Annotated in this window: 10 protein-coding genes; 5 read left to right on the top strand and 5 right to left on the bottom strand. The window is 69.3% G+C overall.

Annotation, left to right across the window (positions count from 1 at the left end):
• Nucleotides 1-17: 17 nt before the first annotated feature.
• On the bottom strand, nucleotides 18-710 hold the full coding sequence (locus FGL25_RS01160) for a hypothetical protein (protein ID WP_138140722.1): 693 nt from the start codon (nucleotides 708-710) through the stop codon (nucleotides 18-20).
• 13 nt (nucleotides 711-723) lie between these two features.
• On the bottom strand, nucleotides 724-1,791 hold the full coding sequence (locus FGL25_RS01155) for a DUF2125 domain-containing protein (protein ID WP_138140721.1): 1,068 nt from the start codon (nucleotides 1,789-1,791) through the stop codon (nucleotides 724-726).
• Between the two features lie 102 nt (nucleotides 1,792-1,893).
• Between FGL25_RS01155 and FGL25_RS01150 the strand changes: the two genes are divergently transcribed.
• The gene (locus tag FGL25_RS01150) at nucleotides 1,894-2,328 is read left to right on the top strand and encodes a VOC family protein (RefSeq protein WP_088410535.1); all 435 of its coding nucleotides are present in this window, start codon (nucleotides 1,894-1,896) and stop codon (nucleotides 2,326-2,328) included.
• A 5-nt stretch (nucleotides 2,329-2,333) separates the two neighbouring features.
• On the opposite strand, the gene ybaK is transcribed toward FGL25_RS01150, so the two are convergent.
• Both ybaK and FGL25_RS01140 read right to left on the bottom strand, forming a co-directional pair.
• Nucleotides 2,334-2,807: a Cys-tRNA(Pro) deacylase gene (gene ybaK, locus FGL25_RS01145; protein ID WP_138140720.1), complete on the bottom strand. Its 474-nt coding sequence runs from the start codon at nucleotides 2,805-2,807 to the stop codon at nucleotides 2,334-2,336.
• Nucleotides 2,808-2,809: 2 nt separating this feature from the next.
• Nucleotides 2,810-5,659, bottom strand: coding sequence for an ATP-dependent DNA helicase (locus tag FGL25_RS01140; protein ID WP_138140719.1), 2,850 nt, complete (start codon nucleotides 5,657-5,659; stop codon nucleotides 2,810-2,812).
• 58 nt (nucleotides 5,660-5,717) lie between these two features.
• On the opposite strand from FGL25_RS01140, the gene FGL25_RS01135 reads away from it, so the two are divergent.
• Together FGL25_RS01135 and pdeM are read left to right on the top strand one after the other, a co-directional pair.
• Nucleotides 5,718-8,348, top strand: coding sequence for a ligase-associated DNA damage response DEXH box helicase (locus FGL25_RS01135; protein WP_138140718.1), 2,631 nt, complete (start codon nucleotides 5,718-5,720; stop codon nucleotides 8,346-8,348).
• 166 nt (nucleotides 8,349-8,514) lie between these two features.
• A complete protein-coding gene (pdeM, locus tag FGL25_RS01130; protein ID WP_138140717.1) occupies nucleotides 8,515-9,258 on the top strand; it encodes a ligase-associated DNA damage response endonuclease PdeM in 744 nt (247 codons plus the stop codon).
• A 24-nt stretch (nucleotides 9,259-9,282) separates the two neighbouring features.
• Here the strand turns inward: pdeM and FGL25_RS01125 are convergent, their stop codons facing one another.
• Nucleotides 9,283-9,771 (bottom strand): Lrp/AsnC family transcriptional regulator, encoded by a 489-nt coding sequence (locus tag FGL25_RS01125; RefSeq protein ID WP_003166242.1) that lies wholly within the window; start codon nucleotides 9,769-9,771, stop codon nucleotides 9,283-9,285.
• A gap of 148 nt (nucleotides 9,772-9,919) precedes the next feature.
• On the opposite strand from FGL25_RS01125, the gene FGL25_RS01120 reads away from it, so the two are divergent.
• Both FGL25_RS01120 and FGL25_RS01115 read left to right on the top strand, forming a co-directional pair.
• Nucleotides 9,920-11,149, top strand: coding sequence for a 3-methyl-2-oxobutanoate dehydrogenase (2-methylpropanoyl-transferring) subunit alpha (locus FGL25_RS01120; RefSeq protein WP_138140716.1), 1,230 nt, complete (start codon nucleotides 9,920-9,922; stop codon nucleotides 11,147-11,149).
• Nucleotides 11,150-11,152: 3 nt separating this feature from the next.
• Nucleotides 11,153-12,256 (top strand): alpha-ketoacid dehydrogenase subunit beta, encoded by a 1,104-nt coding sequence (locus tag FGL25_RS01115; protein ID WP_197733788.1) that lies wholly within the window; start codon nucleotides 11,153-11,155, stop codon nucleotides 12,254-12,256.

The raw sequence follows: 12,256 nt of genomic DNA, 5'->3' as shown, positions 1-12,256 counted from the left end.
CCTGCCGGCCGCAATGTTCAGAAGACGGGAGCGGCGCCGATGACGCCGGTCAGGCCGCCGGGCGCGCCGTCCAGCCTGACGTCTTCCGCCTGCACATAGCCCGTCAGGACGAACAGCTTCAACCCGCCTCCGCCCGACAGAAATTCGGCCGCCAGACCGGCCTGGCCCAGGGCCTCGACGATGCGCGCATCCGGCCAGCCGCTGTCCGTGACCCAGAAGGTGCGGTCGTCGCCCGTCGGCCCCGGCGCCTCGGTCCCGACCATCAGCGCGCGCGGCGTCCCGGCCGCGTCATCCGGCAGGGCCGCGATGACCTTCAGCATGGGCAAGGCCAGCAACCGCCCCCACCACGGCCGCGCCGACAGATCGATCAGGGCGCGCGTCTTCTGCGCCGCCCCGTCTCGCACGGCGATCAGGGCCTGGTCCGCCTCGACCATCGGCCGCGCCGCCAGACCCCAGCGGTCAGACGCCAGCATTTGCGACAACGATCCGCAGGCGATCAAAGGCCGCCCGTCCGCCGCTTCCAGTCGTCCCAGCACGGCGCGCACCGCCGACTTTTCCGCCAGGCTCGCACCTTGCAGAACCGCGCGCAGGGCGATGGCGTCGCCGTCGACCGAGCCGCGCGGCCCCGCCGCCAGCCGGGCGCGGACGGCCTCGGCCACGGCCCGCTCCAGCGACAGGCGCGCTTCGTCGGCGGGCGGCTCGATCAGCATGACAGGGGCAGAATCAGAACAGCTGCGGCGCGGGCGCCAGGGCGAACGGCCCCAGATAGGTCCGCCCGCCACGGAACAGGATGGCCAGCTCCACGCCCTGACCTTCGTCGCCGGTCCCGCCCTGCGGCGTGGCGGCGGCGGCCTTGGCGGCGGCGGCGCGATCCAGCGCCCCGCCCTGCTGGGCGCCCGCCAGACCGACAATGGCCGCCAGCGGCTTCTCGGCGCGCACGAAAACCTCGCCTTCCAACTGGCCCTTGCCGTCCGCCGACAGGGCGTCGCTGGAAACGAAGGCCTTGCTCTCGCCCGCCTGAAGCTGCCCCTTCACATTGATGAAGCGGCCGCCCGCCGCCGTCCAAGCGGTCAGCAGACCCTTGGCGTCCGCGCCCTTGCGCAGGGCCGAGGCCTTTTCAATCACCGCCTCGATCTGGGCGTTCAGCATCCCCGATTGGGTGAAGCCTTCGACCGGGCCGTTCGTCCGGCCCTCGCCGTCGACCAGACGGAACAGCACGTCTACGTCATCGGTCGGGGTGTCCGAACCGACCATGTGCGGCCGCATGTAGAACTGCACCAAAGCGGCCTGTTTCAGCGGAAACGGCTCGGCGTCCGGCAGGGCGGTGAAGACCGGCTTCTCCAGCTCCAGCGCCACATTGGGCCAGCGCTGCGTCAGGCCGTGCACGCTCATGCGGATGCCCTCGGCGCGGATGGCGGTCTTGCCCTTCTCGCCGCGCGTGACGGTCAGGCCGTCGGGCGCCGCCAGCACCCAGCGCGTGGGGTTGTAGGCGTTGGCCTGGGCGATCATCTCGGGCGCCGCGATCGCATGGCCGGACGGAGCGACGACGTCCAGGTGCTTGATCGTCACCCGCGCGTGCATGGGCCAGCCGGTGGTGGCGATTCCGGCGTGCTCGATGATCCAGCCGCTCTCCTTCAGCCCGGCGATCTTGGCCTCCATGCGGCGCTCGATCTGCTGGGTCAGGAAGAACCACCAGCCGGTCCACAGGACCAGGCCCACGGCGACGATAACGAAGGGGATGATCAGCCCCTTGCGGCTGTGATGCGGGGCGGCGGCGCTCGTGTCGGTCATGTGCGCGCTTTAGCAGGACGCGAGGCTGCTGACACGTCCTGTCAGCAGGAACAGGCCAGGTTGCCGTCCGTTCGAATCGCAATCTGACAGGAGACGAAGACCATGGAGACGCAGCAGCTTCATCGCGGTCGGCTGATCGATCATCTGCAACTGGTGACGCCGGACCTTGAGGCCAGTCGTCGCTTCTACGGCGCGGTGCTGGAGGCCCTTGGCGTGCCGATCGCCGGCGAGGCCGAACGCTTCTTCTGGGCCGACGAACTGTTCGTCTCGGCGGTGGACAGCATCGCCGCGCAGGGCCGACCGACGGGCCGCTGCCACCTGGCCTTCCAGGCCAAGGACCGCGCCATGGTCGAGGCCTTCCACAAAGCGGGCCTGGCGGCGGGCGGAACCGACAACGGCGCGCCCGGCGAGCGGCCCTATCACCCCGGCTACTACGCCGCCTTCCTGCTCGACCCGGACGGCAACAACATCGAGGCGGTATTCCACGGCGAAGCCGAACGTTCCGCCGACAGCGTGGTCGTGACGTTCGAGAGCTAGGCCGATCAGGCGGTCAGGTCCGCCCAGGTCGCCGCGCTGGCCCGCGCGGCTTCGTCCGGCGCCAGCTCCAGCAGCAGGCCGCGCTGGCCGCCGTTGATCAGCACCCGGTCGAACAGGATCGCCGTCTCGTCGATGAAGGTCGGGACGGCCTTCCGCTGGCCGAAGGGACTGACGCCGCCGACCTTGAAGCCGGTCAGACGCTCGGCGTCGGCGGGCTTCATCATCTGCGCCGACTTGCCCCCGGCGGCGGCGGCCAGCCTCTTCATGCTGACCTCGCAGTCGGACGGCACGACGACGCAGACGGGCTTGGCGTCCACCAGGGTCATCAGCGTCTTGAACACCTGCTCGGGCGCCCAGCCGAGGGCCTCGGCCGCCTGCAACCCCACGCGCGGCGCATCGGGATCGTAGTCGTAAGGGTGCAGTTCGAAAGCGACGCCGGCCTTGCTCAGGGCGACGGTGGCGGGGGTGGTGCGCGACATGGTCAGTCGGTCTGCTCCGCCAGGAAGCCCTTGGTCAACTCCACCGTCTCGGCCAGACCCAGACGCAGCACCTCCGTCCCCGGCGGCAGGGCGGCGAACAGGCGCGTCGGGCAGGCGGCGTCCAGCATGACGAAGACGCCCCGGTCGTCGGCGCGGCGGATCAGGCGGCCGAACGCCTGAGCAATCCGCCCGCGCGCCAGAGCGTCGTCCCACGAGCGCCCGCCCGAGCCTGTGCCGAACCGCTCTCGCCGCGCCTTGTGCAGCAGGTCCGGGCGCGGCCACGGCACGCGGTCGAAGGCCAGAACGCGCAAGGACCGCCCCGGCACGTCCACCCCGTCCCTGACGGCATCGGTGCCCAGCAGGCAGCTGTCCCGCTCGGCCCTGAAGACATCGACCAGCGCTCCGACCTCCAGCGGATCGACGTGCTGGGCGTAGAGCGGCAGACCCGCCCGCGCCAGTTCCGGCCCCAGCCGCTCATAGACCGCCTTCAGCCGCCGGATGGCGGTGAACAGGCCCAGGCCTCCGCCGCCCGCCGCCAGAAACAGCTCGCGCATGGCCGCAGCGATCTGGCGCGGGTCGTCCTTGACCAGATCATTGACGACGATGACCCGGCTGTTGGTGGCATAGTCGAAGGGACTGTCGACCTTCAGCGTCCGCGCCGGTTCGATCAGGCGCGCAGCCCCGGTCCGCATCCGGGCGAGATCGAAGGGGTCTTCGGCGGCCGGGTCGGTCAGGGTGGCCGATGTCACCAGCACCCCGTGTGACGGCATAACCACCGCCGCCTCCAGCGGCACCGTCGGGTCGATCCAGTGGCGGCGCAGGGCCACGTCGTGGATGCGGCCGAAGGCGGCTTCGGCTGACAACCAGTCGACGAAGTCAGGGTCGGGTTCATCTCCACCCTCCTCCAGCGCCGCCAGCATCGAGCGCCAGCCGGGCAGGGTCATGCGCGCGCGCCGATCCAGCCCGCGCAGCGAGCCCTCGATGCGGGCGCGGGCGGCGCCGTCCAGTTCGGCCGCCTCCTCGTCGAGGATGTCTTCCAGATGGCGCGACAGGGCCAGCAGGGGCGCCTCGACGGCGGCGATGGCGCGGGCGGCCTCGCGCGCGGCCTCCAGCACCGGCTCGGCAACGGGGCGCAGGGCGCATTCCAGACCGAACTCAGCCCCGCCGCTCTCGGCCGCGCGCGCGCGAAGCTGCTCCAGCGCCGCGACTAGAAACCGCTCGATCGGCCCGATGGGGTTCACCTCGCCCGACGCCGGGGCGATACGGCCCGACACCCCCTCGCCGGGCAGTTGGGCGGCGGCCTGCAGCGCGTCCTTCAGAGCCTTAGCGGCGGCTTCATTGTCGGCGGTCAGGTCGCCCAGCCGCTGTTCAAGCCCCCGCCCGCGACGGCCGCGCCCTTCCGGCCCGCGGATCCAGCGGCGCAGCTCGGCCGCCTCCTGCCCCGACAGACACGCTGAGAAAGCGCTGTCGGCGGCGTCGAACAGGTGGTGGCCCTCGTCAAAGACGATGCGCTTCAGCGCCGCCGTCTCGCCGTCCTGCTTCAGTCCGCGCGCCGTGCGGGCGCCGTCGAAGGCGGCTTGCGTCATCACCAGCGCATGATTGGCCACCACCAGATCGGCTCGACGGCTGGCGCGAATGGTCTTTTCGACGAAGCACAGGCGATAGTGGGGACAGGCGGCGTGGACGCACTCCCCGCGCCGGTCGACCAGATTGGCCGGGCCCGCCTGATGCGTGGGCGCGGTCGCATAGAGGCCGGACAGCCAGCCGGGATAGTCGCCGCCGGTCATGTCGCCGTCGCGGGTGTGGGCGGCCCAGCGCGCGGCCAGGGCCATGCCGATCAGGTCGCCGTTCCCCAGTTGCGCCGCCTGCACCATGTCCTGAAGATTGAGCAGGCACAGGTAGTTCTCGCGCCCCTTGCGCACCACAGTCTTTCGCCGCCGCTCGGCCTCGTCGGGCCACAGGGCGCGGCTTTCGCGGTCGATCTGACGCTGCAGGGCGCGGGTGTAGGTCGAGATCCACGCCGCCCCGGCGTTACGCTCGGCCCACAGGCTGGCGGGCGCCAGATAGCCCAGGGTCTTGCCCGTGCCGGTGCCCGCCTCGGCCAGCAGGACGCGCGGACGGCCTTCATCATTGCGGGGCGAAAAGGCGTAGGCGGCCTCGGCGGCGTAGTCAGACTGGGCGGGCCGCGTCTCGTCCAGACCCGAGGCCTGAAGCAGCTTGTCCAGACGGATGCGGGCGCTCTCGGAATCGACGGGGGCCGACCCGGCCTCGCCGCGCGGGGCCTCGTCCTCCCACTCCTGCAGGCGCGCCCAGACGTCGAGGCCCGAGCCGCGCTGCTGGCGGCTCCGGAGCGGCCCGGCGCGCAGGGCCTGAAGCACCCGCGACGCCCAGCCCCAGCCCGCCCGCTCCAGCGTCAGGGCCAGCGTGTAGGCCTCCTCCCGCCCCGGATAGGCGGGCGCCGCCAGTTCGACCAGCAGGTCGGCGGCGGCGGTCCTCAGCGCGGCGGCCTGCGCCTCGGCCCCCCTCGGCTCCTCGCGCCCGAGCGCCAGCGCCAGCCCGGTGGCCGATGGGGCGCAGAACCGGGCGGGACGCACGAAGGCGAACAGCTCCAGCGCATCCAGCATCTCGACCGAGCGCGGCGGCGGCGCCAGACCCAGACGCCGCGCAGTCAGTCCGGCGTGGGCGACGATGACGTCGCCGCCGGTGAACAGGCCCTCGGCGGCGCCCCGCCCGATCTTGCGCGCGCCCTGATCGTCGCACACGGCTCCCGCCCCCGGCGGCGTGGCCAGCGCGGGCGGCAGGTCGAACGTCAGGGACGACGCAGTGCTGGTCTCGGCGGATTCGACGGTCACTTTTGCTAGATAGCGTCGATGGTGACGAAACGGAACGGGAACATGTTATAGGCGTGGCGTGACGCCGCCGATCACCGCAACGCTTCCCTCCCTGTTCGCCGACTGGTTCGCCGGTCGGGGCTGGTCGCCGCGCCGGCATCAGCTGGAGATGATCGCGGCGGCGAAGGCCGGGCAGCACGCCCTGCTGGTGGCGCCGACGGGCGGGGGCAAGACGTTGGCGGGCTTCCTGCCCAGCCTGATCGATCTGGCCGAGCGTGGGCCGAGGCCGCAGACGGGGCCGGGGTCGGGCGTCCATACCCTATATCTGTCGCCGCTGAAGGCCCTGACCACCGACGTCGAACGCAACCTGATGACGCCCATCCGCGAGATCGGGCTGAACATCCACGTCGAGAGCCGCACCGGCGACACCAAACAGTCCAAGAAGCAGCGCCAGCGCGACTTCCCGCCCGACATCCTGCTGACCACGCCGGAGCAGTTGGCCCTGTTCTGCGCCTGGGAAGGGGCGAGGGACTATTTCGCCGACCTGAAATGCGTGGTGCTGGACGAGGTCCACGCCATCTGGAGCGGCAAGCGCGGCGACCTGCTGGCGCTGGGGCTGGCGCGGTTGCAGACGTTCGCGCCGGGGATGCGGCGGGTGGCCTTGAGCGCCACGGTGGACGATCCGGGCAAGATCGCCGCGTGGCTCTCCCCTTCTCCCCTTGTGGGAGAAGGTGGCTCGCGAAGCGAGACGGATGAGGGGTCTCGCGACATTGCCGAAATCATCCCATCCGACGGCAAAGAAACCCCTCATCCGAGCCCTTCGGGCCCACCTTCTCCCACAAGGGGAGAAGGAGTTCGCATTGTGCTCGGCGATCCGGGCGCGCCGCCGGTGGTGGATGTGCTGGTCAGCGAAGGCCGCGTACCCTGGGCCGGCCACACCGGCGTCCACGCCATCCCGGAAGTCTATGACGCCATCCGCCGCGCAGGGCTGAGCCTGATCTTCGTCAACACCCGCTGGCAGGCCGAGTTCGTCTTCCAGTCGCTGTGGGCGATCAATGAGGACGACCTGCCGATCGCCCTGCACCACGGCTCCCTGGCCGCCGAGCAGAGGCGCAAGGTCGAGGCGGCGATGGCGCGCGGCGAGCTGAAGGCCGTGGTCTGCACCTCGACGCTGGACCTGGGCATCGACTGGGGCGACGTCGATCTGGTCATCCAACTGGCCGCGCCGAAGGGGGCCAGCCGTCTGGTCCAGCGCATCGGCCGAGCCAATCACCGGCTGGACGAGCCGTCGCGCGCCCTGATGGTCCCGGCCAGCCGCTTCGAGATGCTGGAGTGCCAGGCCGCGCGCGAGGCCGTGGCCGAGAACGCCTTCGACTGGGAGCCGGAGCATACCGGCGCGCTGGATACGCTGGCCCAGCACGTGATGGGCTGCGCCTGCTCCGAACCCTTCGATCTGGCCGACCTATACGCCGAGGTGACGACAGCCGGCCCCTATCGCGGCCTGACCTATGAAGCCTTCGAGGAGGTCGTCGATCTGGTCGCCACAGGCGGCTATGCGCTGCGCACCTATGACCGCTTCGCCCGTATCGTGCGCACCCGCGACGGCAAATGGACCGTCCGCAACGCCCAGATGGCCCAGCGGCACCGGATGAACGTCGGCGCCATCGTGTCGGCCGCCAATCTGAACGTGCGGGTCGCGGGGCGGCGCGCGGGCGGCAAGCACCTGGTCGCAGGCCGCAAGATCGGCGAGGCAGAGGAATGGTATTTCGAGCAGATGACGCCCGGCGACACCTTCGTCTTCGGCGGTCAGGTCTGGGCCTTTCAGGGCATCGTGAAAACGGACGCCCTGGTCTCGCCCGCCGTCGATAAAGACCCGAAGATCCCCTCCTACGGCGGCTCGAAATTCCCGCTGGGCACCTCTCTGGCCGAGCGGGTGCGGCGCATGGTGCAGGACCGCGACCACTGGCGCGTCCTGCCGCCCGACGTGCAGGAGTGGCTGGAACTTCAGGCGGTCCGCAGCGCCATCCCGGAGTCGCAGACCCTGCTGGTCGAGACCTTTCCGCGCGGGACGCGGCATTTCATGGTCGCCTATCCGTTCGAGGGGCGGCTGGCGCATACGACGCTGGCCATGCTGCTGACGCGGCGGCTGGACCGGATGGGCGCCGGGCCGCTGGGCTTTGTGGTGACGGACTACTCGCTGGCCATCTGGTCGATCCGGCCGATGGACGGCCTCGATCTGGACGCCCTGTTCGAGCCGGACATGCTGGGCGACGATCTAGAGGCCTGGCTGGAGGAAAGCTTCATGATGAAGCGGTCCTTCCGCAACTGCGCCCTGATCTCGGGCCTGATCGAGCAGCGCCAGCCGGGGGCGGAGAAGACCGGACGGCAGGTGACGTTCTCGACCGACCTGATCTACGACGTACTGCGGCGCCATCAGCCGGACCATCTGCTGCTGAGGACGGCGCGGGCGGATGCGGCGACAGGCCTGTTGGACGTGGCGCGACTGGGCCAACTGTTAAGCCGCATCCACGGCCGCATCGTGCACAAGAGGCTGGACCGGCCCTCGCCCTTCAGCGTGCCGGTACTGGTGCAGATCGGGCGCGAACGCGTCGGGGGAGACGCCGCCGAGATGATCCTGGACGAAAGCGCCGAGGCCCTGATCGCCGAGGTCATGGAAGACGCGCCCGAGGCGCTAAAGGGGGCCGCGTGATGACATCCTGCGTCCTTCTCCCCTTGGGGGAGAAGGTGGCTTGCGGAGCAAGACGGATGAGGGGGACGCCAGCCGCGTGTTCGTCGTTTAGCGCTTTGCCTGCGGATACAGCCCCCTCATCCGAGCGGCTCCGCCGCCCACCTTCTCCCCCAAGGGGAGAAGGACGATGAACGCAGCCTTGCGCGCGGCCCTATCCCCGTTCCGCCATCCATGCGGCGGGCTGAAGCTGACGGTCAACGGCGAGCCTTGCGTGCTGCGCTGCTCCGGCGCCCTGTGGTTGCCGACGCATAAGACCCTGATCGCCTCGGACCTGCATCTGGAGAAGGGCTCGGCCTTTGCGGCGCGCGGGCAGATGCTGCCGCCCTATGACAGCCCCGCGACCCTGGCCAGGCTCGAGGCCGAGATCGAGGCGCTGGATCCGCGCACGGTCGTCCTGCTGGGCGACAGCTTCCACGATTCAAAGGCGGTGTCGCGTATGGACGGCGCCCAGCTGACGCGGCTGGAAACCCTGGCCGCCGGGCGCGACTGGATCTGGCTGGAGGGCAATCACGACCTGGACGCCCTGGCCAGCGCGCTGGCCAATCCCTTCAAGCGCCTGCCCGGCCGGATGGTCGAGACCCTGGCGCTGGGCGGCCTGTTCCTGATCCATGAGCCGCAGGCCGAGCCTACGCCGGGCGAAGTCGCGGGCCACCTGCATCCCGCCGCCCGCGTCGCCGCCTATGGCCGGGGCGTGCGCCGGCCCTGCTTCGTCACCGACGGGCGGCGGCTGATCCTGCCCGCCTTCGGCGCCTTTACCGGCGGGCTGGACGTGCGCGATCCAGCGATCGCAAGCCTGTTTCCCGTCCCGCCGCTGACCGCCCTGCTAGGGCGGGACAAGGTTCACGCCGTCGCCTTCGACCGCCTGAGCTGACCAAGGGCGACGGCGCGATCAACCTCAGCCGACGTGCGGCGTGATGATGCCCAGCGGCAGGGTGGTGACGTTCTTCACCCCGCGCGTGACGATATGGCTCTCGCAGTTGGAGACGATGCCCAACGTCAGCAGCTTGTCGCGCAGGAACTGGTCGAAGGCGTGCATGTCGGTGGTGATGATGCGCAGGACGTAATCCTCGCGCCCCGTGATGGTGGCGCACTGCACCACTTCGGGCCAGCTTTCGACGGCCTGTTCGAAGATCTGCAGGTTGTCGCGGGTCGGCAGGCTCAGCTTGACGATGGCGTAGACTTCGAAGTCCAGGCCCAGAAGACCGGCGTCCAATAGCGTGACACGCTTGCGTATCAGGCCAGAGTCCTCCAGTCTCTTGATCCGGCGCCAGCACGGCGAGGCCGACAGGCCGACGCGATCGGCGACCTCGGCGACAGACAGGCCTGCGTCCTGTTGAAGGATGTCGAGGATGCGCGCGTCGATAGGGTCGAGGTCGTCGGCCAAAGGCTTTCTCCGAATTAGCTTTCTGCGCAATAAAATACCCCAAAATGCCATTTGGCAAGGGTATTTTTAGGAGAGCCAACAATCATACGCCATGCTATGCCCTCATCCATAAGGAAACGCGGCCGGTTCAACCGGACGGGAGGCATTGATGAAGAACACCCCGACGCTGTCGCTGCGCGTGCCGGAGCCTTCGGGTCGGCCGGGCGACACGCCTGATTTCAGCCACCTGAAGCTCGATGCGCCGGGCGCCGTCGACCGCCCGGAGGTCAGCACGGAGCCCGCCGAGATGCGCGATCTCGCCTTCCGCCTGATCCGCGTGCTGGACGATGAAGGCAAGGCCGTGGGCCCGTGGGATCCTAAGCTGGACCCTGAGACGATGCGTCGCGGCCTGAAGGCCATGATCCTGACGCGCGCCTTCGACGACCGAATGCACCGCGCCCACCGTCAGGGCAAAACCAGCTTCTATATGAAGTGCACCGGCGAAGAGGCCATCGCGGTCGCCCAGGGCATGATCCTGAGCCGCGAGGACATGGGCTTCCCCACCTATCGCCAGCAGGGCCTTCTGATCGCGCGCGACTATCCGCTCGCGACCATGATGAACCAGATTTATTCGAACGCCGAAGACCCCATCAAGGGCCGCCAGCTGCCGATCATGTATTCGGCCAAGGACTACGGCTTCTTCACCATCTCGGGCAATCTGGGCACGCAGTATGTTCAGGCCGTGGGCTGGGGCATGGCCTCGGCCATCCGCGGCGACGACAAGATCGCCATCACCTGGATCGGCGACGGCTCGACGGCCGAAAGCGACTTCCACTCGGCCCTGACCTTCGCCGCCGTCTATCGCGCGCCGGTCATCCTGAACATCGTCAACAACCAGTGGGCCATCTCGTCCTTCCAGGGCATCGCCGGCGGGCTTGAGACCACCTTCGCGTCCAAAGGCATCGGCTACGGCCTGCCCGCCCTGCGCGTCGACGGCAATGACTTCCTGGCCGTCTGGGCCGCGACCCAGTGGGCCGAGGAACGCGCCCGCACCAACCAAGGCGCGACGATCATCGAGCTGTTCACCTATCGCGGCGCCCCGCACTCGACCTCGGACGACCCCAGCCGCTATCGCCCCGGCGACGAACACGAGAAGTGGCCGCTGGGCGATCCGATCGCCCGCCTGAAGCAGCACCTGATCGGTCTGGGCGAATGGTCGGACGAACAGCAGGAAGAAGCCGAGAAGGAAGCGGTCGAGAAAGTCCGCGCCGCCGCCAAGGAATCCGAGGCCATCGGCACCCTGGGCCAATCGCGCCCCAGCGTGAAGACCATGTTCGAGGAGGTCTATGCGACCGAGGACTGGCGTCTGGTCGAACAGCGCCGCGAAGTAGGAGTCTGAGTGATGGCCGAGATCAACGACAAGATTGAAGCCGACATGGTCGACCAGAAGGACGCCCCGGCGTCGGTCGCCCCGGACGCGCCCGCTATCGCCGCGATGAACATGATCCAGGCCCTGAACTCGGCCCTGGACGTCAAGATGGCCGAAGACCCCACCGTCGTCTCCTACGGCGAGGACGCGGGCTATTTCGGCGGCGTCTTCCGCGTCACCGACCACCTGCAGAAGAAGCACGGCCTGAGCCGCAGCTTCGACGCCCCGATCTCGGAATCCGGCATCGTCGGCACGGCCATCGGCATGGCCGCCTATGGCCTGCGCCCGGTCGTCGAGATCCAGTTCGCCGACTACATCTATCCGGCCTACGACCAGATCGTCTCCGAAGCGGCCAAGATGCGCTATCGCTCGGGCGGCCAGTTCACCACGCCGATGGTGGTGCGCAGCCCCTACGGCGGCGGCATCTTCGGCGGCCAGACGCACAGCCAGTCGCCCGAAAGCCTGTTCACCCACATCGCCGGTCTGAAGGTGGTGATCCCGTCCAACCCCTATGACGCCAAGGGCCTGTTGCTGGCGGCGATCGAGGACGACGATCCGGTCATCTTCTTCGAGCCCAAGCGCCTCTACAACGGCCCCTTCGACGGCTGGCACGAAAAGCCGGTCAGCCCGTGGAAGGCGCAGGAACTTGCCCAGGTCCCGACCGGCAAATACGTCGAGCCGATCGGCAAGGCCCGGGTGATGAAGGAAGGCGCCGACGTCACCATCCTGGCCTACGGCACCATGGTCTGGGTGGCGCTGGCGGGCGCCGAACATGCGGGCGTGGACGCGGAGGTCATCGACCTGCGCACCCTGGTCCCGCTGGACATCGAGGCCATCGAGGCCTCGGTCAAGAAGACCGGCCGCTGCGTCATCGTGCACGAGGCGCCGAAAACATCGGGCTTCGGCGGCGAACTAAGCGCCCTGGTTCAGGAGCGCTGCTTCTATCACCTGGAGGCGCCGGTGGCGCGCGTGACCGGCTGGGACACGCCCTATCCACACGCCTTTGAATGGGAATATTTCCCCGGACCGCAGCGGGTCGCCGACGCGCTGAAAGCCGTCATGTCGGGAGGCCGTTAA

Origin of the sequence: Brevundimonas vancanneytii, assembly GCF_901421975.1 — a bacterium.
GTDB classification, from domain to species: domain Bacteria; phylum Pseudomonadota; class Alphaproteobacteria; order Caulobacterales; family Caulobacteraceae; genus Brevundimonas; species Brevundimonas diminuta.
This window is presented reverse-complemented; position numbering and strand designations above follow the sequence as displayed.